Below are 25,831 nucleotides of genomic sequence, written 5' to 3'. Positions count from 1 at the left end.
TTCTCCTGGATCGGTTAGTCAGGCCATGACGAGCGGCACCGAGGTCAGCTGCTGCAGCTCCTCGAACGACAGGCCGTCGACGATGGCGGTTACCCTGGCGCCGTCGGCGCTCAGGTCGATCACCGCCAGGTCGGTATAGATGCGGCTCACGCAAGCAATCCCGGTGAGCGGATAACTGCAGGCCGCGACCAGCTTGCTTTCCCCGGTCTTGGTGAGATGCTCCATCATCACATAGGTTTTTTTGGCGCCTATGGCCAGGTCCATGGCGCCGCCGACAGCGGGAATCGCATCCGCGGCGCCGGTGTGCCAGTTGGCCAGGTCGCCGCCGGCCGACACCTGGAATGCGCCCAGCACGCAGACATCCAGATGGCCGCCGCGCATCATGGCGAAGCTGTCGGCATGGTGGAAATAACAGCCGCCCGGCAGCAGCGTCACCGCCTGCTTGCCGGCGTTGATCAGGTCGTAGTCTTCCTCGCCGGCGGCCGGCGCCGGGCCCATGCCGATCACGCCGTTCTCGCTGTGCAGGATCACTTCACGGTCGCTCGGCAACTGGTTCGCCACCAGCGTCGGCAAGCCGATTCCCAGGTTGACCACGGCGCCGTCGGGTATGTCCTGCGCCACGCGCGCCGCCATCTGTTCCCTGCTCCACTTATTTATCGACTGGTTCATCATGTCCTCTTCTCATTGTCCTCTGCTTATTCATGCAGCCTTGAAACCGGCCGGGCCGGTTGCGCTGCGCGGCACCTGCACCACCCGCTGGACGTACAGGCCGGGCGTAACCACGCTTTCGGGATCGAGGCTGCCGAGCTCGACGATTTCGTGCACCGAGGCGATCGTTACCTTGGCGGCGCTGGCCATGACGGGGCCGAAGTTGCGCGCGGTCTTGCGGTAGGTCAGGTTGCCCCAGCGGTCGCCGCATTCGGCCTTGATCAGAGCGAAATCCGCGTGGATCGGATGTTCCAGCACATACATCTTGCCGTTGATTTCGCGGGTTTCCTTGCCCTTGGCCAGTTCCGTGCCGTAGCCGGTAGGCGTAAAAAAGGCGCCGATGCCGGCGCCGGCGGCGCGGATCCGTTCCGCCAGGTTGCCTTGCGGGACCAGCTCCAGCTCCAGCTCGCCGGCGCGATACAGGCCGTCGAAAACTTGCGAATCGGCCTGGCGCGGGAAAGAGCAGATGATCTTGCGCACCCGCCTCGCCTTCAGCAGCGCCGCCAATCCGGTTTCCCCGTTGCCCGCGTTGTTGTTGACGATCACCAGGTCGCGCGCACCCTGCGCGATCAGCGCGTCTATCAGTTCCGCCGGCTGTCCGGCGCCGCCGAAACCGCCGATCATGACCGTGGCGCCGTCATGAATAGTGGCAAGCGCCTGTTCGACCGAAGGAATAATTTTATTGATCATGGTTTTTACGAACTTTTCAGTTGAAAAATATAATAAAGTTCTTATAATGAACAAATATTCGTATAAAGAACTTATTTCAAAAGAATAGTCAGCTGGCAGGCCAATGTCAACCGCTGCTTATTCGCTCATCTTTGCGCCTGGGCCGTTTTACGCCTGCGCGTTGCATCTTGCGTACTACAACTTTAATGAAAGCATGGCCATGCCGAATCCGTCCGATGTCAGCGATCCCAAACCTGGCGACAGCTATGTCCAGTCCTTCGCACGCGGACTGGCGGTGCTGCGCAGCTTCGGCGCCCGGGCGCCGGCGCAGACGCTGACCGAAGTCGCGGCCGGCGCCGGACTGACCCGCGCCGGCGCGCGCCGCATCTTGCTGACCCTGCTGCACCTGGGCTATGTCGAAATGGATGGCCGCCTGTTCCGCCTGACGCCGAAAGTGCTGGAACTGGGTTTTGCCTACCTGTCGTCGCTGCCGGTCTGGACCCAGGCCCAGCCGGTGATGGAAGACCTGGTGCAAAGCCTGCGCCAGTCCTGCTCCGCCGCCGTGCTGGACGGCGACGACATCGTGTATGTGCTGCGGGTGCCGGCGCACAAGATCATGTCGATCAACCTGGGCGTCGGCAGCCGCTTGCCGGCCTACGCCACTTCGCTGGGCCGCGTGCTGTTGGCCGGTTTGCCGGACGAAACCCTAGTGCAGCGCCTGGCCGCCGCCTCGTTGCCGGCGCATACGGCGCAAACGGTGGTCGATCCGCAGCGGCTGCTGGAAATCATCCGGCAGGTGCGAATCCAAGGCTGGTGCATGGTCAATGAAGAACTGGAGCCGGGCCTGGTCTCGCTGGCCGCGCCGGTGTTCGATCGCAACGGCCGGGTGGTGGCCGCCATCAATCTCAGCGGCCAGGTGAATAATCCAACCCCGGCGCACCTGCTTGAACATTGCCTGCCGATGCTGCTGGCCGCCGCGGCAAAGATCAATTTGCTGGTGCGGGCGCAAAAATGACGCCGGCCGGCAAACCCGATGGCGTGAAGTACGCTGCCTTTTTCCGCAACCTCAACCTGGGGCGGCCCAACTGCCCAAGCAAGGCCCAGCTGGAAGCGGCGTTCATCAGCGCCGGCGCCAGCGCCGCCGCGTCATTCCTGACCAACGGCACCGTGGTTTTTACCGTCAAGAGCGAGGCTCGTGCGATGAAAGTCCTGGCCTTGGCGCGCCAGATCCTGCAAGCGGAATGCGGCCTCAGGGAACCGGCATACATCCGCAGCATCGACTATCTCGCCGGGCTGGTGGCGCTGGATCTGTTCGCCGCCATCGAACGCGGCGATGTTTACGAATGCTGTATCTCTTTCCTGCATGCCGACAGTGTCATGCCGGCTGCGCTGCCGCTGGAGTCGAAGCGGCGCGACCTTGAGATATTCCATTGCACCGGCTCGGAAGCGCTGAGCGTCAGCAGGAAAATCGGCAGCAGTCCGGGCAGCCCGAACGCTTTCCTGGAAAAGCTGCTCGGGTTGCCGGCTACCACCAGAAGCTGGAACACGGTGCGGCGCCTGGTCCTGAAACATGGCTGAGCTCCTCCCGCAGACTCCGAGCTCCGGGAAGTCAGCCGGCGAGGTCAGCTGACAGCGGCTGCAGCCTTGCGCTTGCTGGATGACCAGTCGGCCAACTGCACTTTTTCACGAATCGCCGCACAGGCTTGCAAGATCTGCCGGATTTCCACTTCGGTCAGGCCAGAGTTGAGCGTCAGCCGGACCAGAGAGCGGTTCTTGGGTGTCGCCGGGGCGCAAAAAACCGCGCCGAAAATGCCCTCCGCTTCCAGCGCCTTGCGCAGCACCTGCGTCTTCGGCTCGGTTCCGGCTTCCAGCGCAATGATCTGCTCCGTGCCGTCGCTGACGTTGTAGCCCAACTTGTTCAAACCGTCGCGTACGCGGCGTGCGTTGCGATGTAAGGCAAGACGCCGCTCATCCGCGTTGCGGATGAAATCGAGCGCAGCGTCGAACCAGGCAAGCTCATGCCGCAGCATGCAGGAACTGAAAATGGCCGGACGCGAGGTGGACAGGAAGTAGCCTTTGAACTTACTGGAACAGGTGATGAATCCAGCCCGTCCGCCGAAAGCCTTGGCCAGCGATGCAGTACGAAAATGAACACGATCGGCCAAGCCCATCTGCACCACCAGACCGGCCCCCGCGGGACCGTGCGTGCCGAGCGAATGCGATTCGTCCACCACCAGGATGCTGCCGCTTTCTTCGGCGACAGCCAGCACTTCACGCAGCGGAGCCACACTGCCGCTGACGCTGTAGACCGAATCGACCACAATCACGCCGGCGCCGTGCTTGAGCACCTGGCGCCGCAGATGCTCAACCTCATTGTGCAAGAACGGCACCGGCCGCGTCTGGGCCGCATGCACCCCCTCCCATAAGGAAGCATGCGCCTGCATGTCCAGGTAGACCGGCACGCCGGGACCGGCTATGGTTTGCAGCAGGCCGACATTGGCGCTCCAGCCGGACTGCGTGATCAAGCCGTCTTCCGCCCCCATGAAATTTGCCATTTTTTTTTCCAGGCACGGCTGGGCGCTGCCTTCCCGCACGAACACTGTCGACATCAGCAGGTCGGCTTCACCGCGCAACAGGCACGCTGCCTGCGCCTCGATCAGCCTCGGTTCCGCGGCAATGCACAGATAATCGTTGCTAGATAAATAAATAGCGTTCGGTCCAGGTGAACTCCAGTGCAGCAAGTGTTCGCCGCCCCACAATTTTTCCATGCGATCCGTGTAATACTCGTCCAGACGGGTGGATACGAAGGCTGGCAGGCGCTGCTCTGCTGCCAAAATCAAAGGTTCGTGGTAGCTTTCTGTTAATGGCATGATTTTCTCCCCTATACTTTCAGATGAAAAACCAAACAGAGCCGCCATGTCCCTGTCTGGAACGTGGAATCAGGTTATGCAATTGGACTTAGCACATCGCTAACTTAGCGTCGCCTCGCAACGACCCCGCATCAAATCCAATAGGCCTAATATCTGATACATCATGATTGAAAACATTAGCAGCTGGAAAAGCAAGCGCTGGCGGGCTTGGGAGCGCGCGGCAAGCCGCTGGTGGCTGAGCATCAATACTCAATTCAATGACATGGCCAACCGCGTAGCGATCTTGGCGTGGGTCGCCGTGATCGGCATGCCGCTGTATTACGTGGTCTGGGCGTACTGGTTTCCGCAGCCGTACGAAAACCTCAGCCTGCGCCTGTTTTGCGTCGCGCTCTGCGGGCCGATCATCTTGATTCGCCACCTGCGCCAGAGAAAATGGCTGGCGGCTTATTTTTTCGTTTGCCTGACCTTCGGCCTGCCGTTTTTTTTCACGTTCATGTTCCTCATGAATGACGGTTCAGCGATATGGGGCCAGTCGCTGCTGATCGGACTGATCCTCCTGTTCCACTTCGACACCGCCCTGGCCTTCCTGTCGTATGTCATAGGAACCCTGCTCGCTTACGTTGTTTATTCAGTAGTCCACGGCAGCCTCATGCCGCTCCGTCCGGAGATGCTGGAACAAGTGCCGATCCAGCTGTTCGCGGTATTCACGGTGTCGCTCGCCAAGGTCGGCAGAAAAGTCCTGGCGCGGGAAAAGCTGGCCGGCATGGCGACCGCGCTGGCGACCGTATCGCACGAATTGCGCACGCCTTTGCGCAGCATCAACGCCAATGCGCGCGGCTTGAGCCGGCTGCTTCAGGAGAACGCGCCGCAGGCGACGCCAAGCCAGGTGCCGATGGAAAAGGCGCTGGCCCGGATCGAACTCGAAGTCCGCCACATGAACAACGTAATCGACCTGTTCCTGCTGAGCGCCTCGACCGGCAGGGAAAACCTGGTGCCGAAGGACATCGTGTCGATGGCTGCAGTGGTGGAACTGATGATGCAGCGCTATCCGTTCGTCAACCAGGAACAGCGTGAGCTGGTGGCCATCACGATCCGCTCCGATTTTCGCCTGCTGGGACAGGTCGAGCTGTGTTCGATGGTCCTGATCAATTTGCTGCGCAATGCCTTGACTTCGATCCAGCGCGTCGGCAAGGGCCGGATCCGGATTGTGCTGGACGGCACCCGCCCGAGGCCAAGGCTGCTGTTCATCGATACCGGCTGCGGCATAGAGGCAGGCCGCACCTCGCAGATTTTCGAACGCTTTTACGCCTATCCCGAATCCAGCGGCACCGGCATCGGGCTGGCTTTTTGCAAGGACGTGCTGGAAGCCTGGGGGGCGCGCATACGCGTGGTTTCACGTCCGCTCCGCTACACCATTTTTGTGCTGGATTTTCCACCCATAGTGCAACAAAAAGCAGCAGACATGCGCTCTCTGTTAAATTAACTGTCTTTCCAGACCAAGCGCAAACGCCATCCTTGCGCCGGCAATGCCCCTGACATGAATATTTCATTACCTGTTTATCAACATCCGACCCTGACTATCCTGATCGACGATAGCCAGAGTTTCCTCGACAGCCTGGCTTTCCAGCTGCCGCCGCACATGGCGCGCAAGGTGTTCCACGATACCCAGGCCGCCCTCGAGTGGCTGCGCGACGCCTATCGCCATTCGCCCAGCAAGAGCCAGTCGATCCGGGTCAATTACGATGAACAGGCGTTCTCGTTCGAACGGCGCACGGTGGCGGTAGATATCGAGCAGATTTACCGGCAATCGATGAACCGCCGCCGTTTCCTGCTGCCGTCGGTGCTGGTGATCGACTACGCCATGCCGCAAATGAACGGCCTGGCGTTTTGCCAGGCGGTGCAGGACCTGCCTTGCAAGAAGATCCTGTTTACCGGCCAGGCCGACGAAAAGATCGCAATCGACGCCTTCAACCGCGGCCTGATCGACCGCTTCATCAAGAAAAGCGACCACGATGCGCTCGACCACCTGGAACTGGAAATCCGCAGCCTGCAAAAGGAATTCTTCCATGCCCAGTCGCTGACGCTGAAAGACCTGCTGTCGCGCCATTCCTATACGTTCCTGTCGGACCCGGCGCTGGAAACGCTGGTCGAACAGCTGTGCAAACGGCACGGCTTTGTCGAGTATTACCTGTTTCCCAACCCGACCGGCATCCTGTTCTTCGACATGCAGGGCAAGGCAACGCTGATGGTGGTGGAAACCGAAGCCAGCCTGATGTCGCAGCTGGAGGTGGCGCAAGACTACGGCGCGCCGCTGGAATTGCTGACCGGCCTGCGCGAAATGCGGCTGGTGCCGTTCTTTTCCGACAGCGGCGGCATGTATACCGACGCGTTGCGCCACGATTGGCTATCATACTGTCTGCCGGCCCAGATTTGTTTCGGCGCCCAGGACTACTATTGGGCGCTGTTTGATTTCCCGACCCATTATTTACGCGAACCCTTTTATTCCTTGGCGGATTTCTTGCGCGACCAGTCCGCCGACATAAAATCATAGAACCCCCATCCCATGCTGCGAAGCGAAACCGCTCCTCGATTATCCGCTCCCGACCTGCTGCAGGTCGTGCAGGCTCCCGACTGGGAGCAGCTGCGCGCATGCATGCAACGGCTGCTGGCGCAGCTCGGCATGTGCGATTTCATGTTGCGGATGGAGATCGCCGGCGTCAACGGCGTGGCGCAGGTGCAGCTGTTCGGCAGCCTGCCAAGCGCCATGCTGCAGCAGTTCGGCCAGCCGGCAGACGACAAGACCGATCCGGTCCGGCAGCATCTGGTGCGTTCCTGCCTGCCGCTGAACTGGCAGGTCGACCAGTTGTGCCTGCTGCACGGCGGACAGATCTATCCCTTGTTGAAGACCAAGGGCGTCACGCAGGGCATGAGCGTGGCGCTGCACAGCAAGCATACGGCGAGCCGCCTCGATTTCTATAGCAATGCGGCGGGTCCGGCGGTGATGTCTACCGCGGCCCAGGCCGACGCCCTGCTGCTCGGCGTCTATCTGCAGGAAGCGGCTGAACGCTTGTGGCGCAAGGTGGCGCCGAACCAGGAACCGATCCTGTCGGCGCGCGAACTCGAATGCCTGCGCTGGAGCGCCGACGGCAAGACCAGCAGCGAAATCGGCCTGATCCTGGGCATATCGCAGCGCACCGTGTATTTCCACATGAAGAATGTGGCGATGAAGCTGGGCGTCTACAGTACCCGCCATGCAATTAGCAGAGCGGTCATGATGGGTATCATCAAACCCAATACCTGAACGGCAAGGCATCGGCTATGCATCTTGGCGTGGCGCTGGGTGCGCCCTGTTGCAACTAAGGCGCCATGCCGGAACAGGACGACAGCGCCGCCACCAGTTCCGGCTGACGGCTGACGTCGCTGCGCAGTTGCTGCGTGGTGACGCCGTAGTCGGCCGCATGCGCCGCCAGGCAAGCACCCTGGCTATCCAGCAGGCCTGGCTCGGCGAAGAAGTACAGGATGATTCCGGCCGCCGCAGCGGCAACTGCCAGCGCCGCCAGCATGGCGTGGCGTCCCGCGGTTTTCTGCACATCCCTTGAAATGGCTGGCATGGCGATTCCTTCCCAAATAAGTTAGCTAGACAACTAATTGGATAAAAATTAAGGCTGGCTTGCCTGCTGCGTCCCGGCAATCAGCCGATGCTTTCCCTGACTCCGCGCAGGGCGCTGATCGAATCGTCAAAGCGCTCGCCTCCCATCTGCCCGCGCAGACGCTGGGCCAGTTCCGCGCTGACGGCGTTGATCGGTTCGTCCAGCGCCAGCGCCGCCGCGGTCGGAAAGATATTCCATTCACGGCCGTCGGCGGCAGAAGGGCGACGTTCGATGAGATTCTTGGCCAGCAGCGCATCCAGCAGCCGGGTCGCCGTCGGCCGGGCAATGCCGAAGATGCCGGCCAGTTCGCTATTGAGCAGGCCCGGCTGCCTCAACACTGCGCGCAAGACGAAACCCTGCGGCGCAGTCAGGTCGAACGGCTGGTAGGCAGCATTCCACTCGCGCTCGACGACGCGCGCCAGCGCAGTGGTGTTGAAATAGAGGCAGTGATCGAACATGGCTTTATTCTAGATAAATATAATTAGCTAAGCAACTATTATTGCACTTCCCCCAGATTGCGGATCACGCGCGCGGATTTTGCACAGATGCCCTTGCTGTTTTGGTATTTCACCTCTACATTGATAGCAACGAACATTCGGTACAAACGTCAGGTCTGAATTTTATGCCAGTAGCCACTCTCACCCGCGACCAGGTTGTCGACCGCATTCTTGCCGCTTTCCGCCGCTACGGCTATGAGGGCAGCAGCCTGTCGCGCCTGTCTGAAGCCACCGGACTGGGCCGGTCCAGTCTTTACCATTATTTCCCGAATGGCAAGGAAGACATGGCGAGCGCCGCCATGGGAGCGGTCGGCGCCTGGTTTACCCAGCATGTGCTGTCCACCTTGAACAGCCGCGAGGTCTCCGCCATCCGCTTGCAGCGTTTCGCCGGCAAGTTGACGGAATATTACGCTAACGGCACGGCGCCCTGCCTGATGGACGTGTTCACCATAGGCGAGGCCGGTTCGCTGTTCCAGCAGCACCTGGGCGCCCGCATGCGGGCGCTGATGGCCTTGCTGGCCGAGGTGGCGGAACAGGCTGGCGTCGACAAGGTGGAGGCGGCGGTGCGTGCGGAAAACGCGGTAGTGGCGATCCAGGGTTCGCTGATCGTGTCGCGCGCGCTGGACAGCAACGGTCCCTTTTTGCGCATGATAGAAAACTTTCCCGCCATCCTGCTGGGCCCGCAGTCAACCGAGTAATTTTGATTGGATTTCCTGTTTTTACTTGACAGGGTGGGTTTGCCTTTGTATTGTACCGATTGTTCGGTACAGAATCAGCCGTTTCACCAGGCATCGCTTGCGGTGCTTTTTATCCAAGCCATTCAGGAGATCTTCCATGCCAAGCGCCCGTCCAGCCCATCCTATCCGTCTTTATCGCGCTGCCTTGTCCGGCCACGCCCATCGGGTGCAGCTGTTCCTGTCTTTGCTGGACTTGCCGTTTGAAATGATCGATATCGACCTGCGCGCCGGCGAACAGAAAAAGCCTGAATTCCTGGCGAAAAACCCGTTCGGCCAGGTACCCGTGATTGAAGACGGCGAGGTTACGCTGGCCGATTCGAATGCGATCCTGGTTTATCTGGCGAGCAAATATGGCGATGTCGGCTGGCTGCCGCGCGACCCTCTGGGGGCGGCCACCGTGCAGCGTTTCCTGTCGCTGGCCGCAGGCGAGATTTTCCGCGGCCCGGCCAGCGCCCGCCTGGCCACTTTGTTCGGCATGCCGCTGGACCATGGCGCAGCCTGCGCCACCGCAAAACATCTGTTCACGCTGCTGGAACCGCACCTGGCCAGCCGCCAGTTCCTGACCGGCACGCAGGTGACGATCGCCGATGTGGCGGCTTACAGCTATATAGCGCATGCGCCGGAAGGCGGCGTAACGCTGGACGACTACCCGCATATCCGCGCCTGGTTGGGCCGGGTTGAAGCCTTGGCCGGTTTTGTCGCCATGCAAGCCACCCCGCCGGCGCTGGCAGCCTGAGACTGCGCTCCGGCCGCAACCGATCGGAACGCTCCACCAAGGAGGCAAGACATGTCCCATCCAGAAACGGCTGCAAGCAGTCCTGCGAACACGCCTTTCCATAGCGGCGAACAGGCAGTGCAGCAGCGTGTCGGCGTGCTGGAAAAAATGGCCAGCCGCGGCCAGCTGCTGCGCAGCTTCATGCCGGACCAGCACCGCGAATTCTTCCAGCAGCTGCCGTTCTTGATCGTCGGCAGCATCGACCGCGAGCAACAGCCGTGGGCCTCGATAGTGACCGGCGCCCCCGGTTTTGCAACTTCGCCGGATGCCGAACACCTGGAGCTGCACCCGCATGTGCTGGCGGCCGATCCGCTGCAGCAGAACCTGGCTCACAACGCAGCGATCGGCATCCTGGGCATAGAACCGCATACCCGCCGCCGCAACCGCATGAACGGCAAGGTCGAGAAAATCAATGCGGCAGGGTGGACGCTGAAGGTAGACCAGAGCTTCGGCAACTGCCCTAAATACATACAGGCGCGCCGTCCCGCCCTGATTGAAGATGGCGCTGCAGCAGCGCCAGTGGTCCACAGGACGGAACAGCTCGACGCCGCGATGCAAAACCTGATCGCCGGCGCCGACACTTTTTTCATTGCCTCTGCTTTCATGGGCAAACCCGCGGCGGCCGGCGAGCGCCAGCACGGGGTTGATGTTTCGCACCGCGGCGGCAAGCCCGGCTTCGTCCGCATCGACGATGCCAAGACGTTGACGGTGCCTGATTTTGTCGGCAATTTTTACTTCAACACCATCGGCAACCTGGTCGAACATCCGCGCGCCGGTTTGCTGTTCATCGATTTCGCCGGCGGCGATCTGCTGTACCTGGCGGTCAGCGCCGAGCTGATCTGGGACGGTCCCGAAGTCGCAGCATTCGCAGGCGCCGAGCGCCTGTTGCGTTTCCATGTGGAGCAGGCGATACGGGTCGAGGCCTCGCTGCCGCTGCGCTGGGGCGAAGCGGAACTGTCGCCGGCGCTGGCGCCCATGGGATCCTGGCAATAAAAAAGCCGGCTGCCTTTTCCAAGGCAGCCGGCTTGACCAGTTTCCTGGCTGAGCTTCGGTCAGCTTATTCCTGCGGAACCGGAGTCAACGCGCCTGTCAGGTCGCCCATCGGCTTGGCGCCGTTCGCCACCAGCGCCTTGTCGCGAGCGGTGATGCCGGGCAGCACCGGCAGCGAATAGCGGTTGGTGATGAAACGCAGGATGGAAGCAGTGTCGTACTGGGTGTGGTCGACGAAACCCTTCTTCGCATACGGCGACACCAGCAGAGTCGGCAAGCGCATGCCCGGACCCCAGCGGTCGCCCTTGGGCGGCGCCACGTGATCCCAGAAACCGCCGTTTTCATCGTAGGTCACCACGATCAGCATGTTCTTCCATTGCGGGCTGGCTTGCAGCTTGGCGATGACGTCGGCGATATGGGCGTCGCCGTCAGCCACGTTGGCATAACCTGGATGCTGGTTCAGGTTGCCTTGCGGTTTGTAGAACGCGACTGCAGGCAGTTTGCCGGCGGCTGCATCCTGCAGGAACGAAGCGTCGAAATCCTTCAGGTGGCTGGCCCGCTCGGCAGCGCCGGTGGCGGTGGCCGGATCGAAGCGGCTGTAGTAGTTGAACGGCTGGTGATGCGGCTGGAACTGGACCTTGCCGCTGTAGATCACGTTGCGGGTGGCGTTCGGCGCATCGGCCAGGGCGGCGTTCCAGGCGCCGGCATACCAGGCCCAGTCGATGCCCTTGGAGGTCAGCTCGTCGCCGATGTTGGTCTGGGTCTGCACCGGCAGGGTGGTGGCTTTGGTCGGATCGGCGTAAGCAGCGACCGCAGCGGCGTTGTTGCCGCTAGGCTGGTACGGCGGCTGCATGGTGTTGACCGCGTAGAACATGCCGGCGGCGTCTTTCGGCGTGATGGTGCTGTCCTTTTGATAGACCGGTGCCCCGTTCAATACCGAAGTCGGGTTGCCGGTGCCTGGGGTCAGGCCGACCAGGTTGCCGCTGGCGTCGAGCGTGACGGCCGAAATGTTGCCCTTGGCAGGCGAAGTGGCGGCGTCGGCGTTCGGGTAAGTCGGCGCGCAGGCGCAGATCAGGTACTGGTGGGTCAGGAAGGAACCGCCGAAGGCGCCCATGAAGAAGTTGTCGGCCAGCGTGTACTGCTTGGCGATATTCCACAGCTTCATCTTGCTGCCGTCGTAATAGCCCATGGTGAGGCCGCCGGCGTCCGAGTAAGCGGCGAATTTATCGTTCTTGCCGCCGTTGATCTGCATCTGGTTATTGAAGAAACGATGCACCAGGTCGCGCGTGATCACGGTCGACGACATGGCGATCGGGCTGTTGACATCGTCGATCTGGAACGGCTTGTTCGGCAGGTTGGCCGACTGCGCTTGCGTGATGACGGTGCTCTGGCCGGCCAGGGTCATGCCGCCCCAGGTAGGCGGCAGGACCGGCAGGGTGCTGCCGTCGAAATCCTTTTGCGGCACGTAGCTGGAAGCCGAGGTCGGATTGACGCCGGGAATGCCGTTGGCGCCAGGGAACAGGCCGTACAGGTTGTCGAAACCGCGGTTCTCGGCAAAGATCACCACGACGTTCTGGATATTGTTCATGGCCAGCGCGCTGCCCAGGGCCTGGCCCAGGTCGACATTGCCGCCTTGGGCAATAGCCGCTGCGATGGCGGCGTTGACGGCTGCTGCTTCCGCTTTCAGCTTGGCCTGGTCGTTGCCGCCCAGCTTGTTGATGTCGGCCAGCAGGTTGGCTTCGGCAGTGCCGATCTTGGCGGCCAGCTTCTTGCTGGCGTCGGCGAAATCGCCGCCGTTGGCGTCCATGGCCGTCGCCAGTTCGGTCGAAATGGCGCTGACGAAAGCGCTGTGGCCGGACGGCGCCCGGAACACCAGTTTCTGGGTGACGGCGCTGCCTTTGTCGCCCAGCGCTTCATGGCGGACGGCGTCGGTACCGACAGTAGCCACTACCGCGCCCTGGCCTTTGAGGGAATAGGAACCGTCGGCAGCCGTCGTGGTTACCGGCGAGGCGGCGTCGCAGGTTGCTTTCTTTACCTTGTCTTCGAAGCAGACCTTGGCTTTTTCATAATAGCTGCCGGTCACCTGGCCGCTGGTCACGGCGCCGCCGGAATCGCCGATCGAGCCACCGCCGCCACCGCCGCATGCGCTCAAGCCCGCCGCTAGTGTCACTGTTGCTACCGCTGCCATCGTTTCTGGCAGCCATTGCATGGTCCGCTTCATATACCCTCCCCGGGCGATAAAAAGCGCAATCGTATGCCCCGAATATGTCAGCTGTGTGAAATGCGGTAGCGGCCGCCATTTATTTTTGGGATGTGGATGTGTCATCGTTCTGTCACACAACGCTGCTAGGCTTGCCTCCCATTCAATTCAACGCGGCGCAGCGCTCCGCTCGTCCTCCGAGGCTTGTCAACATTCCTATGAAACCAGCGGTCATTGCGGCAGTCATTGTATTCATGAGCGGCGTCGCCGTGCTTGCCCTGAACGGCTGCGGCCAACAGCATGCGGACGCTGAAGCCGCCAAGCCTGCTGCCCCGGCCTACGTCGGCGCCGCCTATGCGCCGACGCTGAAAAAGCAGCCCTCGGTGGCCGCCATGACCGCGCTCGGCCGCACCATGTTCTCCGATCCCTCGCTGTCGGCCTCGGGCAAGATGTCTTGCGCTACCTGCCACAGTCCCGACCATGCATTCGGTCCGCCCAACAACCTGGCGGTGCAGCTGGGCGGCAAGGAAATGAAAACGCTGGGCACGCGCGCCGTGCCTTCGCTGCGCTATATACAGAACGTGCCGGCATTCACCGAGCATTTCTTCGACGACGACGGCGACGACAGCATCGACGCCGGCCCCACAGGCGGCCACAACTGGGACGGCCGCGCGCCATCGACCCACGACCAGGCGCGGATTCCGCTGTTGTCGGCACACGAAATGGGCAATGCGAGTGCGGCTGAAGTGGTGGAGAAACTGAAGAAGGCCAGCTACGTGGCGCAATTCCGCGCCACCTTCGGCGAAGATATTTTCGACAACCAGGAACAGGCTTTCAAGTGGGCGTTGATGGCGCTGGAAGTATTCCAGGAGAGCCCGACCGAGTTTTATCCGTACAACAGCAAGTACGACGCCTTCCTGCGCCAGCAAACCCAGCTCAGCAAACAGGAGTTGAACGGCTTGCGCCTGTTCAACGATGCGTCCAAAGGCAACTGCGCCTCATGCCATATCAGTGAAATCACCGCCAGCGGCGCGTTTCCGCAATTTACCGACTACGGCCTGATTGCCATCGGCGTGCCGCGCAACAAGAATATTCCGGCCAACGCCGATCCGAAATATTTCGACATGGGCTTGTGCGGCCCGGACCGCACCGACCTCAAGGACAAGACCGAATATTGCGGCATGTTCAAGACACCGTCCTTGCGCAACGTCGCCACGCGCCAGGTGTTTTTCCACAACGGCGCTTTCACCAGCCTGGAGCAGGTGATGAAGTTCTACGTGCAGCGCGATACCCAGCCGCAGAAATGGTATCCGCGCGATAAAGATGGCAAGGTGCGCAAATTCGACGACCTGCCCGAGGCCTATCATGGCAACGTCAATGTCGAAGCGCCGTTCGACCGCAAGCCAGGCGACCGGCCGGCGCTCACGGATGGCGAGATCAAGGATGTCATCGCCTTCCTGAAAACCCTGAACGACGGTTACCGCCCATAAGAAAACGGCAAGGCCCACGGGATTCCATGGGCCGCCTGCGTTATTTCCTGGTTTTCTTCGCGCTCTTCACCGGTTTCGATTTGCCGGCGGCCGCCTTGCCGCTGCCGGCGCCTTTCTCGAACAATGCGTGAAATTCCAGCGCCAGCTTGCGGATCGCCGTGCCGATGTTGGTGTAGTCGTATTCGTTGAGGTTGGCCAGCGATACCCGCGCCGACGCATGCGCCGTGCCGAAGCCGCGGCCGGGCAGCAGGATCACGCCGGTTTCTTCCGCCAGCCGGAACAGCGCCTCGTTAGGCTTCAGGCGTTTCACCATCCACTTGGCAAAATCGGCGCCGTACATTTCCGTGGCCAGCGTTTCCATGTCGAGCAGGTGATAGTAGCTGACCGAATCGGCGTCGACCGGCAGCGGCAATCCCAGCGCCCGGTACAGCGCTTCCTTGCGGCGCAGGACGATGCGTTTCATCGATTTCTTGTAATTCTGCGGCTCGTCCAGCAATGAATACAAAGAGAACAAGGTCATCTGCGCCTGCACCGGGGTCGACAGCCCGGCGGTGTGGTTGAGCGCCACGGTGCGGCTGTCGGCCACCAGCCGGTCGATGAATTTCAGCGCACGCGGCTCAGTGGTGATCGAGTTGTAGCGCAGGTCCAGCTCCTTGCGCCGCGCCTCGGGCAGCGCCGCGATCTTGTCGTCCAGGACATTGTTTTCATGCGTGGCGACTACCCCCATGCGCCAGCCGGTGGCGCCGAAATACTTGGAGAACGAATACACCAGGATAGTGTTGTAGGGACAGATCGCAAACAGCGATACGAAATCGTCTGCGAAGGTGCCGTACACATCGTCGGTCAGGATGATCAGGTCGGGGCGCTGCCGGACGATCTCGGCGATATACGCCAGCGTCTCATCGTTGATCCTGACCGACGGCGGGTTGCTGGGATTGACAAGGAAGAAGGCCTTGACCTTGGGATCGAGCAGCTTGTCGAGCTCCTTCTTGGTGAACTGCCAGTTGTTCTCGGGCGGCGCATCGATCAGCAGCTCGAGCAGCTGGTAGTCGTTGAGGTGCGGGATTTCGATATACGGTGTGAAGATCGGCATGCCCAGGGCGATGGTGTCGCCGGCCTGGAGGATATGGTTTTCGCGCAGGCTGTTGAAAATGTAGGTCATGGCGGCGGTGCCACCTTCCACCGCATACATGTCGAAATTACCGATGAACGGCTGCTCGCCGATCATCTCCTGGCGGATGTACTGGCCGACGATCTTCTCGCTCAGGCTCAGCATGCGGTCCGGCACCGGATAGTTGCAGCCGAGGATGGCGACGCACATCTCGTAGAGGAAAGCGCCGGCCGACAGGCCCAGCTGGTCGCGCACGTAAGACACGGCGGCTTCGATGAAACGCACGCCGTCGACGCCGGCATGGGCCTTGGTGAAAATCTCGAAACGCGCCTCGATGCCGTCGCGCTGCGGGAATCCGCCGACGCCGTCCATGTAGACATAGGAGCGCTCGGCTTCGCTCATGGCGAACAGGCCGAACTGGAAAAAACCGTGGCGCGGCGTGGTTGCCAGGAAATTCGGGTTGCCGCGGCCGGCGTTGAGCATGGCGCGGTCAGCGCCCGACGCCACCTGGATCAATGCATCTTTCAATTCAAACGGGCTGAGCAGGGCGAGTTTATCCGGATTGCTGAAATCCATTCTGATACTCCTTATTCGATAGATTGAATCCGCCGCAGCGGACTGAGAGGCACAAACAAGATCAGACCAGCGCCACGATCAGCGGTCCCAATAACGTCAGGAACACATTGGCCAGTGCATAGGTAATGGCGAAAGGCACGGTGGGAATGGCATTCTCCGCTTTGTCGAGCACCTCGCCGAAAGCCGGATTGGCGCTGCGCGAGCCGCTCAAGGCGCCGGCGAATACGGCAGTATTGTCGTAGCGCAGGATGTAGCGGCCGATCAGCATGGTCAGGATCATCGGCAGGATGGTCACCACCACGCCGACGCCGAAGATGGTGAAACCCTGCTGGCGCACGGTCTGCACCGCCTGCAGCCCGGACGACAGGCCGACCACCACCACGAAACCGGCCAGGCCCAGGTCTTTCAGGATCTGCACCGCGCCGGCCGGCATGGCGCCGAACGACTGGTGGCGGGAGCGGAACCAGCCGAACAGCAGGCCGGAAAGCAGGGCGCCGCCGCCGCTGCCCAGCGTCAGCGGAATCGAGCCGACCTTGGCCACCAGCAGGCCTACCAGCAAACCCGCCACCAGGCCGGCGCCGAGATAGACAAAATCGGTCTTGGCGCTCGGCACGATCACATAACCGACGATATCGGCGACGCGCTTGACGTCTTGTTCGGCGCCGTAGATGGACACCACGTCGCCCACCTGGACGATGGTTTCCGGCAGGATCGGCAGCACCTGCCCCATGCGGCTGATCTGCACCACGTAAATGCCGTGCCGTACGTCGCCGGCAGTCTGGGTGCGGATTTCCGCCACGCTTTTATTGTGGAATTCCTTGTTGGTCAGCACCACTTCCCGGTGCTGCATGGTCAGCTCCATGCCTTCCACCGCATACGCTTCCTTGCCCAGGAAACCGGAAGTGCTGACCACCGCTTCCCGGCGGCCGACCACCAGCACGATGTCGTGCGGCAGCAGCAGCAGTTGCGGACTGACCTCGATCACCTGGCCGGCGCGCTTGACTCTTTCAATGGTGATGGCGGTGGCAGGATCGAGATTTTCCACTTCCTCGACCGAAATCTTGCCCTGGGTGATTTCATACAGGCGGCCGACCAGTTCCGGCAGCGCCGCATGCTGCTCCGGCCCCAGCACCTTGACCCCGGCCTGCATCGCCGTCTCGGCCTTGATCGCATCTTCGCGGATGCTGCGCCCCATCAGTTTCGGCAAGATGTTGACGCAGACAATGATGGCGCCGAAAGAGCCGAACACGTAAGTCACCGCGTAACCCACCGCGACATTGCCCTGCAGGCGCGCCACCTCGGCGGCATCCAGCCCCAGTTTGGTAATGGCGTCGCCGGCGGTGCCGATGATCGCCGACTGCGTCAGGCCGCCGGCGGCGACACCCGCAGCCAGTCCCTTGTCGAGGCCGAACAGCTTGGCCATCACGACTACCGTCGCCAGGCCGGTCAGCGCCAGGATCGCCGCCAGGACGATTTCCCGGATCGATTGTTTGCCCAGCGAGTTGAAGAATTGCGGACCGCTTTCGTAGCCGACCGCATAAATGAAAAGCGCGAACAGCACTGCCTTGACGCCCGGATCGACCTGCACCCCGACCTGGCTGACCAGCACCGCCACCAGCAAAGAACCGGCGACGCCGCCGAGCTGGAACTTGCCGAACCTGATCTTGCCGACGGCATAACCGACCGCCAGCGATAAAAACAGCGCTATTTCCGGGGATTTCTTGAATAATTCATGCAGCCACTCCATAAGGGACATCCTTTCCTTTTGAGAAATGCAGTTTGCTCAATCAATCGGTGTCGCTGCCAGCACGACTTGTGCGGATGAAGCCTTGGAAAGTTGCAAAATGGCATCCCAATAATAGCAGAGTCGCTATTTCCAAAAAGAAATAGCGACTGTTTTATGGGGCGAAAAGGAGGAGCGATGCGGGCTGGCGGCGCATGCCGCCGAAGAAAGACTGGCTTGAAGCAGCAGTGTGTCCGCCGCGCTCAGGCTATCAGCAGTTCTTCCTCAAGCGTGGTCTGGCGCCAGGCGTCGAGCTCTTGCACGCGCTCGAACCAGGCGCGCAGGTTGGGGTACGGCTGCAGCGGCACATGCCCTGCTGCGGCTGCCATCAGCGGCGCCGCGATCGCCAGGTCGGCCAGGGTCAGGCCCGGTCCCGATACCCATCGGCGTCGCGCCAGGTGGCTGTCGAGCACACCGGCAAAGGTCTCGAGGTCGGTCAGTCCGCGCTGCAGTTCGACCGGATCGGGGCGGCCGGCGCCGATCAATCCCTTGATGAAATTTTCCCAGTAAAAAATGCTGATCGCCGGCGCGAAGTGCTGGGCCGACCAGAACATCCAGCGGTTGACATCGGCCCGGGCCTGCAGCTCTGCCGGGTATACCGTCTGGCCCGGCGTCTTGTCGGCCAGGTATTGCATGATCGCGCAGGATTCCCATAGGATGAACTCGCCGTCCACCAGGACCGGGATTTTTTCATTGGGATTGATCGCCAGCAGATGCTTGCGCTGCTCGGCGCTGGACAGGTCAAGCAGCACCAGCTCGAGCGGCAGGCCGAGGTGGTGCGCGGTCATGACGACCCGCCGCGCATTGGATGAAATGGGGTGATGATAGAGGCGCATGACGACGATCTCCCGGCGGTTGTTGATGCGATATCTGCATCTTAGCCCCGGGGTGCTGACAGGCTGTGTCAGTAGTGTTCCGACAAGCAGGCGCTACTCGCCGTCGCCGAAAGGATTTTCACGGCGCCAGGCTTGCAGCAGCACGCTGCGCTGCTGCGGATAACGCACCTTGGTCAGCGTCAGGACGTTGATCCTGTCGTTGCGGAAGTGGCGGAAGCCGTTGCGCAGCTCGCACCAGGCGATCAGCAGCCGCTTGCCCTCGAAGAACGCCAGCGCAATCGGCCAGACCAGTCTTTCGGTAGCGCTGCCGCTCTCGTCGCGATAGCTGATATTGATCTTGTGCTGGCGCCGGATCGCTTCACGGATCGGCCCCAGCGTATTGTTGCCGGGCGCTTCTTCCAGGTAGCTGGCGGCCAGCAACCCTGTGTTCGCCATGCTGTCGCGCAGGTCCAGCGGCGCAGCGGCGGCGATCTTGCTGAGCGCGCTCTTGGCGGCCTGCGCCAGGCCGTCGTCGCCTTGCTGCCTGACCCAGCTCGCCCCCAGCACCAGCGCTTCCAGCTCGTCTTCGCTGAACATCAACGGCGGCAGGAAGAAGCCGGCGCGCAAGACGTAGCCGAGGCCGGCCTCGCCTTCTACCGGCGCGCCCAGCTCGATCAGGGTCTGCATGTCGCGATAAATGGTGCGCACCGAGACCGACATCTGCTCCGCCAGACGGGCAGCGGTAACCGGCCGGCGATGGCTGCGCAAGGCGTCCATCAGCATGAACAATCGTCCGGTACGGCTTGCTGCTTGTGCCAATGCGCCTCCTTCGCCTGCCTACTTGCTCATCTACTTGGTCAATGTCAACAGGGTCTGCTGGCCGTTCCTGAAGGTATAGATCGACAGCGTGCCGTTCTTGATGTCGCCCTTGCTGTCAAAGCCGATCTTGCCGGTGACGCCGGTATACTGGATCTTGCCAAGCGCCGGCAGATATTTCTTGGGGTCGACCGAATCGGCCTGCTGCATGGCTTTTGCGATGATCATCACGGCGTCGTAGGTATACGGCGCGTACTGGACGATGTCGGCATTGTATTTTTTCTTGTAAGCAGCCTTGAAAGCATCCAGCGGCGCAGGGTTTTCAACCCCGCCCGCGATCGCGCAATAAACCTTGTCGTCGATCAGGCCCTCGCCGGCCAGGCGCGGCAGGGCGCCGGTGCAGATGGCATCGCCGCCCATGAAGTTGGCGGTGATGCCAAGTTGCCGCATCTGGCGCAGCATGGTGCCGGCGCTGGCGTCGATGCCGCCGAAGAAAATCAGGTCCGGCTGCTTGGCCTTGACCGCGGTCAGGATGGCGCTGAAATCGGTCGCCCGGTCGCTGGTGTACTGGGTCGACACCACTTCGACGCCGTTGGCCTTGGCGTCTTTCAGGAATTCCGCGGCCAGCCCTTGGCCATAGGCAGTGCGGTCGTCAATCACCGCGATCTTTTTTGCATGCAGGGTTTTTGCCGCATAGCGGCCCATCGCGGCGCCAAGCTGGGAATCGTTGGCCACCACGCGGAAGGTGGTGTTGAATCCTTGTTCGGTATATTTGGCGCTGGTGGCGGAAGGCGAGATTTGCGGGATGCCGGCGTCGAAATAAATCTTCGATGCAGGAATCGAGGTGCCCGACTGCAAATGCCCGACTACCCCCGCCACTTTGGCGTCGACCAGTTTCTGGGCGACGCTGGTGGCCTGTTTCGGATCGCTGGCGTCGTCTTCAGCCTGCAATACGAACTGGATCTTCTTGCCGCCGATGACCAGGTGCCTGGCGTTCAAATCGTCGATCGCCATGCGTGCGCCGTTTTCATTGTCCTTGCCGACATGCGCCACCGGACCGGTAATCGGGCCGACGTGCGCAATCTTCACGATTTGCTCCTGGGCCTGCGCGGCAGTGCCGAAGGTCAAGGCGACGGCGGCGGCCAGCAAGGCTGTTTTGGCATGATTCTGCATGTTTTCTCCCCGGGGTTTGAATTTGGTTGAAGTGCTGCGATTATCCCAGCCTCCTGGCAACTGTTCCAGCGGCGTTTATTCTACACACAAGCCGTGTGGCGCTTGTGGCTATAATGGCTCCAGCCCAATATTCTCCGCTGCCACCCTTTTTCGCCGCCACCGTCATGAACCATAATCCATACGAGTGCAACAAGGTCCCGGAAACCACCCGCTGCACATGCTGCGGCAAGAGTTCGACGCTGGCCGGGCTGGTCGACTTTCCATGTACGGCACTAACGTCCATGGCGGCAAGAAAAATGGATTTCGATACCGACTAGCGGTGTATTTTTACCGTTGCGGCATCATTTGATACGCAGCCTAGCGCTACAGCGAGTTCGGTAGCACTGGTAAGGTCTGATGAAGAGAAGTTATCGGGAATATAGTTATTGGCTTTTCGCGCCAGCGGCGATGCCGTTCCAGGATACACCACCGCATTTTCCGGTCTGGCTCAATAGCCAGCCTTGCAGCTGCTTGCCGATCACCAGCGGGCTGCTGCTGAAACATTCGCCTTGCGGCGGCGCCTGCATCTGCCTGACCGACACGAACAGCGGTCCCTTCGGTTCTACTATCGGTTCGCTGCCGCGCACTTTCCCGGTGCCCAGTTCGGCATTGCAATCGTAGCGGCGGCCGGAAGCATCGGCGGTGACGACGCCCACCATGCCGTGATTCATGGGATAAACGTTTTCGACAAATTCATTGGCGCCTTTCGGATGCCTCAGCAGGCAGGCATTGGCGGCCTGCATCACATCCTTGTCGGTCAGCATGTCGCCGATGGACATCGACAGATCATCCGCCTTCACTATATCGGACACCAGCAGAGCGCTAAACAGCAGGGGGATCAGGGACAATTTCATAACTTACCTTTTGTTTTCCAGGCACAGCGCGCTGGCTCATCCCGCGCGCCGCACGGCCACTCTAAACGGTTTGCCGCCTTTCGCAAACCGAAAATTCCTGGCGTCGATTGTTACGTTCAGCTTAACAATCGAAGGCCAGGCGGACATCCGGCGTCAATTTATTTGGGTGGCGGCAGCGGCATGGCGTTCGGCGCCAGCGGATAGGGCGGCTTGCTGTCACCCGCTATGCGCAGGTTAACAATCACCCGTTCGATATCCGGTTCAGCGCGGACGAACGTTTCCAGCGCGGCGGCATCGACGGCTGGATCGGCGCTGCAGCCCTCGATCCAGACGAAGCGGCGCTGGAAGGTCAGCCATAGGCTGCTGTTGCGGGCGAATCCCGGCTCGGTCGCAAAATGCGTTTGCACCGAGCGCGCGATCGGCGCGTCGTACAGATAGGAATTCGATTTGTCGCATTTCCCGGCGAGCCAGCAGGTGGTGCCGCGTTCGCTGCGCCAGTGCGTTTCCTTGCGCATCTCTTCTTCGCTCGCCAGCGGCCCCAGCGGTTGCGGGCAGTCGGCGACGGCGCTGCGCACCTGGATGAATGGATCGTTGAACCAGTTTTTCAGAGTTTCGCCGCAGGCCGGCGAGATCATTCCGGCTGCCGCCAGCAAGACTGGCAATGCATGTCGCAAGCGAAGCGGTGACGGCATACCGGATCTCCTGAATGATCAGCCATTGCAGCATTTTTTGGAGGGCAAGGCGCCCTCCGCTTGCACCGCCGTCGCTCAGTTTCTGCTCAGGCGGCGAACTTGTCGGTCGCCAGAATCAGCTGATGCAAGATGCCGGGCTCGCTATACGCATGCCCGGCATCGGCAACGATGTACAGTTCCGCTTCCGGCCAAGCCTTATGCAAGGCCCATGCGGTTTTCGGCGTGCAGCAGACATCGTAGCGGCCTTGCACGATAACGCCGGGGATATTCCGCAGCTGTGCGACATCGCGCAGTAACTGGTCATCTTCAAAAAAACAGCCGTGGGTGAAATAATGATTTTCGATGCGGGCAAAAGCGATTGCAAATTCCGGTTCGTCGTGCGCTTCGGCCAGCGCAGGATCGGGAATCAGCTTGACCGTGCTGCCTTCCCATACGCTCCATGCTTTCGCCGCCGCCAGCTTGGCGGTTTCGTCGGAACCGGTCAGGCGGCGGCTATAGGCTGCCACCATGTCGTGCCGCTCGGCCTCGGGAATCGGCGCCAGGAAATCTTCCCACTTGTCCGGAAACTGGCGCGACGCGCCGTCCTGGTAATACCATTGCACCTCTTCATGCGTGCCGGTGAATATGCCGCGCAGCACCAGCTCGCTGACATGCTGCGGATGTTTCTCGGCATACGCCAGGGCCAGGGTGCTGCCCCATGAACCGCCAAACACCAGCCATTTTTCAGCCCCTAGCATCCCGCGCAGCCGTTCGATATCGGCCACCAGATGCCAGGTCGTGTTGGCTTCCAGGTTAGCGTGCGGCGTCGACCGCCCGCAACCGCGCTGGTCGAACAGCATGACGCAATATTTTTCCGGATTGAACAAGCGCCGGTGATCAGCATTGCAACCCCCGCCCGGACCGCCATGCAGGAATACCGCAGGCTTGCCATCAGGATTGCCGCACAACTCCCAATACACCTGATGGCCGTCGCCCACGTCCAGCAAGCCGGATTTAAACGGCTCCAGCGGCGGGTACAAGCCACGTAATTGTGGAGTGGCGGTTTGCTGCACAGCGGGTTGGCTGGTTGTCATGAGATCGTTTCCTTGTGGGAGTCTGGAATGAAGATCATAAGCAACTATGGCGATCGCGTCCAGCGGGGGAGGGTTCCCTGACGGACAATCATGTGGCTAGCGGAGGTTCTAGGTAACTACGAACGAAGACCGTCGAATGTGGGCGTACGCACTCCGTGGCCCGTTAAATGGGGTCAGAGTAATTTTCGCAAAGGACTGCGAAAAAAAACTCTGACCCCATTTAACTACAGTGCTGCGGCGAGCTCCGCGCCTTCGCGTATTGCACGTTTTGCATCCAGCTCGCTGGCAAACGACGCGCCGCCAATCACGTGATAACGCAAGCCCGTTTGCTGCGCCATGGTTTTCACCGCCTCGCCCGGCTTGCCAGGCGCAATGGCCTCTGCCGGGATCAAGTCGTGCAGGGATTCCTGCCCGGCGCAGATCACCACATTATCCACTGCCAGCAAACGGTCCACGCCGCCCACGCTGACATGCAAACCCTGATCGTCAATCCGCTGGTAATCGACCCCGGCCAGCATCTGTACGCCATTCCGCTGCATCACGCTGCGATGCACCCAGCCTGACGTCTTGCCCAAGCCCGCGCCCACCTTGCTCTGCTTACGCTGCAGCAGATGGATTTCGCGCACCGGCACGACCGTCGCCGCCGGCCGCAATCCGCCCGATTCCACCGCCAGGGGATCGACGCCCCATTCATCCATCCATTCCGCAATCGGCACCGGCAAAGGCACATGCGCATCGTGCAGCAGGAATTCGCACAAATCGAAGCCGATGCCGCCGGCGCCGATCACCGCTACCCGCTTGCCGACCGGCGCCTTGCGCTGCAATACGTCGAGATAGGACAGCACCATCGGATGGTCGATCCCCGGCATGCGCAGATTGCGCGGCGTCACGCCGGTCGCCACGATGACGTCGTCGAAACCGAGCGCCGCCAGCTGCTCGCGGCTGACGCGCTGGTTCAGCTGCAGCGCGACGCCGGTGCGTTTGAGGCGGTGATGGAAGTAGCGGATGGTTTCGCTGAATTCTTCCTTGCCAGGAATCTGCATGGCGATATTGAACTGCCCGCCGATCTGGGCCGCGGCCTCGAACAGCGTCACCTGGTGGCCGCGTTCGGCTGCCACGGTAGCTGCTGACAAGCCGGCCGGGCCGGCGCCGATCACCGCCACCCGCCGCGCTTTGACGGTGCGCCGGTATACCAGTTCGGTTTCATGGCAAGCCTGCGGATTGACCAGGCAGGTTGCGCGCTGGCGCTTGAAAGTGTGATCGAGGCAAGCCTGGTTGCAGCCGATGCAGGTATTGATTTCATCGGCGCGGTTCTGCTGCGCCTTCAGCACGAATTCGGGATCGGCCAGGAACGGCCGCGCCATCGACACCATGTCGGCGTCGCCTTCCGCCAGGATCTGCTCAGCCACTTCCGGCGTATTGATGCGGTTGGAAGCGATCACCGGGATCTTGACCGCGCGCTTGAGGCGCGCCGTCGCTTCACGGAACGCGCCGCGCGGCACCGAAGTGACGATGGTCGGGATGCGCGCTTCATGCCAGCCGACGCCGGTATTGATCAAGGTCACGCCGGCCTGTTCCAGCGCCTGCGCCACCGCCACCACTTCGGCGCCGGTATTGCCACCTTCCACCAGGTCCAGCAAGGACAGGCGGTACATGATGATGAAGCGCTCGCCGACTGCAGCGCGCATGCGCCGCACGATTTCCAGCGCCAGCCGCATGCGGTTCTCGATGCTGCCGCCCCACTGGTCCTGGCGCCGGTTGGTGCGCGGCGACAGGAACTGGTTCAGCAGGTAACCCTCGCTGCCCATGATTTCCACGCCGTCGTAGTCGGCGCGCTGGGCCAGTTCGGCGCAGCGCGCGTAAGCCGCGATGGTGGACTGGATCCCGCTTTCGCTCAGGGCACGCGGCTTGAACGGCGAAATCGGCGACTTGATGGCCGAGGCCGACACCACGAACGGCTGGTAGCCATAGCGTCCGGCATGCAGGATCTGCATTACGATCTTGCCGCCTTCTTCGTGCACGGCGCTGGTCAGGCGCTTGTGGTTGTGGATGTCGCCCACGCTGTTCATGGTGCCGCCGAACGGCAGCAGCCAGCCCTGCCGGCTGGGAGAAATGCCGCCGGTCACGATCAGGCCGACGCCGCCCTTGGCGCGCGCCCGGAAATATTCCGCCAGCTTGCCATAGTGGAAAAAGCGGTCTTCCAGGCCGGTGTGCATGGAACCCATCACCACCCGGTTCTTGAGGGTGGTGAAACCGAGGTCGAGCGGGGCGAGCAGGTGCGGGTAGACAGGATGGGACATAGGTTTTTCCAAG

25 protein-coding genes are annotated in these 25,831 nt (G+C 61.3%); 10 read left to right on the top strand and 15 right to left on the bottom strand.

Translation table 11 applies throughout. From position 1 onward, the window contains the following. Window positions 1–18 precede the first annotated feature (18 nt). Complete coding sequence (locus CFU_RS00800) at window positions 19–669, bottom strand: 3-oxoacid CoA-transferase subunit B (RefSeq protein ID WP_014004152.1); 651 nt, start codon at window positions 667–669, stop codon at window positions 19–21. A gap of 30 nt (window positions 670–699) precedes the next feature. Continuing rightward, window positions 700–1,398, bottom strand: coding sequence for a 3-oxoacid CoA-transferase subunit A (locus CFU_RS00795; RefSeq protein WP_041741027.1), 699 nt, complete (start codon window positions 1,396–1,398; stop codon window positions 700–702). Between the two features lie 199 nt (window positions 1,399–1,597). On the opposite strand from CFU_RS00795, the gene CFU_RS00790 reads away from it, so the two are divergent. Both CFU_RS00790 and CFU_RS00785 read left to right on the top strand, forming a co-directional pair. Then, a complete protein-coding gene (locus CFU_RS00790) occupies window positions 1,598–2,392 on the top strand; it encodes an IclR family transcriptional regulator domain-containing protein (RefSeq protein ID WP_148264724.1) in 795 nt (264 codons plus the stop codon). Then, window positions 2,389–2,955, top strand: a complete 567-nt coding sequence (locus CFU_RS00785; protein WP_238531376.1) for a DUF1697 domain-containing protein — start codon at window positions 2,389–2,391, stop codon at window positions 2,953–2,955. The genes CFU_RS00790 and CFU_RS00785 overlap by 4 nt, the downstream gene beginning before the upstream one ends. Window positions 2,956–2,999: 44 nt before the next feature. On the opposite strand, the gene cqsA is transcribed toward CFU_RS00785, so the two are convergent. Further along, window positions 3,000–4,247 (bottom strand): alpha-hydroxyketone-type quorum-sensing autoinducer synthase, encoded by a 1,248-nt coding sequence (cqsA, locus tag CFU_RS00780; protein ID WP_050808433.1) that lies wholly within the window; start codon window positions 4,245–4,247, stop codon window positions 3,000–3,002. Window positions 4,248–4,410: 163 nt separating this feature from the next. Between cqsA and CFU_RS00775 the strand changes: the two genes are divergently transcribed. Genes CFU_RS00775 through CFU_RS23155 form a run of 3 tightly spaced genes read left to right on the top strand, consistent with a single transcriptional unit; the run spans window position 4,411 to window position 7,548 of the window. Beyond that, window positions 4,411–5,730, top strand: a complete 1,320-nt coding sequence (locus tag CFU_RS00775) for a sensor histidine kinase (RefSeq protein WP_014004147.1) — start codon at window positions 4,411–4,413, stop codon at window positions 5,728–5,730. A gap of 54 nt (window positions 5,731–5,784) precedes the next feature. Further along, window positions 5,785–6,798: a response regulator gene (locus CFU_RS00770; protein ID WP_014004146.1), complete on the top strand. Its 1,014-nt coding sequence runs from the start codon at window positions 5,785–5,787 to the stop codon at window positions 6,796–6,798. Between the two features lie 12 nt (window positions 6,799–6,810). Next, the gene (locus CFU_RS23155; RefSeq protein WP_014004145.1) at window positions 6,811–7,548 is read left to right on the top strand and encodes a helix-turn-helix transcriptional regulator; all 738 of its coding nucleotides are present in this window, start codon (window positions 6,811–6,813) and stop codon (window positions 7,546–7,548) included. Between the two features lie 55 nt (window positions 7,549–7,603). Here the strand turns inward: CFU_RS23155 and CFU_RS00760 are convergent, their stop codons facing one another. Both CFU_RS00760 and CFU_RS00755 read right to left on the bottom strand, forming a co-directional pair. Next, complete coding sequence (locus CFU_RS00760; RefSeq protein ID WP_014004144.1) at window positions 7,604–7,858, bottom strand: hypothetical protein; 255 nt, start codon at window positions 7,856–7,858, stop codon at window positions 7,604–7,606. A gap of 80 nt (window positions 7,859–7,938) precedes the next feature. Continuing rightward, a complete protein-coding gene (locus CFU_RS00755; RefSeq protein WP_014004143.1) occupies window positions 7,939–8,355 on the bottom strand; it encodes a MarR family winged helix-turn-helix transcriptional regulator in 417 nt (138 codons plus the stop codon). A gap of 164 nt (window positions 8,356–8,519) precedes the next feature. Between CFU_RS00755 and CFU_RS25340 the strand changes: the two genes are divergently transcribed. The 3 genes from CFU_RS25340 (at window position 8,520) to CFU_RS00740 (ending at window position 10,899) form a co-directional block, all read left to right on the top strand. Continuing rightward, window positions 8,520–9,092 carry a TetR/AcrR family transcriptional regulator gene (locus tag CFU_RS25340; RefSeq protein WP_041741026.1) on the top strand — a complete coding sequence of 191 codons (573 nt, stop codon included), beginning with the start codon at window positions 8,520–8,522 and terminating at the stop codon, window positions 9,090–9,092. Window positions 9,093–9,228: 136 nt separating this feature from the next. Continuing rightward, window positions 9,229–9,867, top strand: a complete 639-nt coding sequence (locus tag CFU_RS00745) for a glutathione S-transferase family protein (RefSeq protein WP_041741025.1) — start codon at window positions 9,229–9,231, stop codon at window positions 9,865–9,867. A 51-nt stretch (window positions 9,868–9,918) separates the two neighbouring features. Continuing rightward, window positions 9,919–10,899, top strand: a complete 981-nt coding sequence (locus tag CFU_RS00740; protein ID WP_014004139.1) for a pyridoxamine 5'-phosphate oxidase family protein — start codon at window positions 9,919–9,921, stop codon at window positions 10,897–10,899. Window positions 10,900–10,963: 64 nt separating this feature from the next. On the opposite strand, the gene acpA is transcribed toward CFU_RS00740, so the two are convergent. Beyond that, window positions 10,964–13,117, bottom strand: a complete 2,154-nt coding sequence (gene acpA / locus CFU_RS00735; protein ID WP_041741024.1) for an acid phosphatase — start codon at window positions 13,115–13,117, stop codon at window positions 10,964–10,966. Window positions 13,118–13,314: 197 nt separating this feature from the next. Here acpA and CFU_RS00730 point away from each other — a divergent pair, with 197 nt between their 5' ends. Beyond that, window positions 13,315–14,586: a cytochrome-c peroxidase gene (locus tag CFU_RS00730; RefSeq protein ID WP_041741023.1), complete on the top strand. Its 1,272-nt coding sequence runs from the start codon at window positions 13,315–13,317 to the stop codon at window positions 14,584–14,586. Window positions 14,587–14,626: 40 nt separating this feature from the next. On the opposite strand, the gene CFU_RS00725 is transcribed toward CFU_RS00730, so the two are convergent. From CFU_RS00725 to CFU_RS00705, 5 genes are all read right to left on the bottom strand, one after another. Then, window positions 14,627–16,273, bottom strand: a complete 1,647-nt coding sequence (locus CFU_RS00725; protein WP_014004136.1) for a bifunctional aspartate transaminase/aspartate 4-decarboxylase — start codon at window positions 16,271–16,273, stop codon at window positions 14,627–14,629. 61 nt (window positions 16,274–16,334) lie between these two features. Then, window positions 16,335–18,020, bottom strand: a complete 1,686-nt coding sequence (gene aspT, locus CFU_RS00720) for an aspartate-alanine antiporter (RefSeq protein ID WP_041741022.1) — start codon at window positions 18,018–18,020, stop codon at window positions 16,335–16,337. 239 nt (window positions 18,021–18,259) lie between these two features. Continuing rightward, window positions 18,260–18,892, bottom strand: a complete 633-nt coding sequence (locus CFU_RS00715) for a glutathione S-transferase family protein (RefSeq protein WP_014004134.1) — start codon at window positions 18,890–18,892, stop codon at window positions 18,260–18,262. Window positions 18,893–18,985: 93 nt separating this feature from the next. Then, complete coding sequence (locus tag CFU_RS00710) at window positions 18,986–19,690, bottom strand: helix-turn-helix transcriptional regulator (protein ID WP_014004133.1); 705 nt, start codon at window positions 19,688–19,690, stop codon at window positions 18,986–18,988. Between the two features lie 30 nt (window positions 19,691–19,720). Then, window positions 19,721–20,860: a branched-chain amino acid ABC transporter substrate-binding protein gene (locus CFU_RS00705; protein ID WP_041741021.1), complete on the bottom strand. Its 1,140-nt coding sequence runs from the start codon at window positions 20,858–20,860 to the stop codon at window positions 19,721–19,723. A gap of 164 nt (window positions 20,861–21,024) precedes the next feature. Between CFU_RS00705 and CFU_RS24755 the strand changes: the two genes are divergently transcribed. Continuing rightward, the gene (locus CFU_RS24755) at window positions 21,025–21,177 is read left to right on the top strand and encodes a hypothetical protein (RefSeq protein WP_190275207.1); all 153 of its coding nucleotides are present in this window, start codon (window positions 21,025–21,027) and stop codon (window positions 21,175–21,177) included. A gap of 105 nt (window positions 21,178–21,282) precedes the next feature. Here CFU_RS24755 and CFU_RS00700 read toward each other — a convergent pair whose 3' ends face one another. The 4 genes from CFU_RS00700 to CFU_RS00685 all read right to left on the bottom strand — a co-directional run bounded on the left by CFU_RS00700 (window position 21,283) and on the right by CFU_RS00685 (window position 25,818). Further along, window positions 21,283–21,753, bottom strand: coding sequence for a hypothetical protein (locus CFU_RS00700; protein ID WP_014004130.1), 471 nt, complete (start codon window positions 21,751–21,753; stop codon window positions 21,283–21,285). 158 nt (window positions 21,754–21,911) lie between these two features. Further along, window positions 21,912–22,445, bottom strand: coding sequence for a hypothetical protein (locus tag CFU_RS00695; protein WP_014004129.1), 534 nt, complete (start codon window positions 22,443–22,445; stop codon window positions 21,912–21,914). A gap of 86 nt (window positions 22,446–22,531) precedes the next feature. Continuing rightward, window positions 22,532–23,518 carry a prolyl aminopeptidase gene (pip, locus tag CFU_RS00690; protein ID WP_014004128.1) on the bottom strand — a complete coding sequence of 329 codons (987 nt, stop codon included), beginning with the start codon at window positions 23,516–23,518 and terminating at the stop codon, window positions 22,532–22,534. Between the two features lie 224 nt (window positions 23,519–23,742). Continuing rightward, on the bottom strand, window positions 23,743–25,818 hold the full coding sequence (locus CFU_RS00685) for an NADPH-dependent 2,4-dienoyl-CoA reductase (RefSeq protein ID WP_041741019.1): 2,076 nt from the start codon (window positions 25,816–25,818) through the stop codon (window positions 23,743–23,745). Between the last annotated feature and the right edge of the window lie 13 nt (window positions 25,819–25,831).

Origin of the sequence: Collimonas fungivorans Ter331 (genome assembly GCF_000221045.1) — a bacterium.
In the GTDB taxonomy this organism is placed as follows: Bacteria; Pseudomonadota; Gammaproteobacteria; order Burkholderiales; family Burkholderiaceae_D; genus Collimonas; species Collimonas fungivorans_A.
This window is presented reverse-complemented; position numbering and strand designations above follow the sequence as displayed.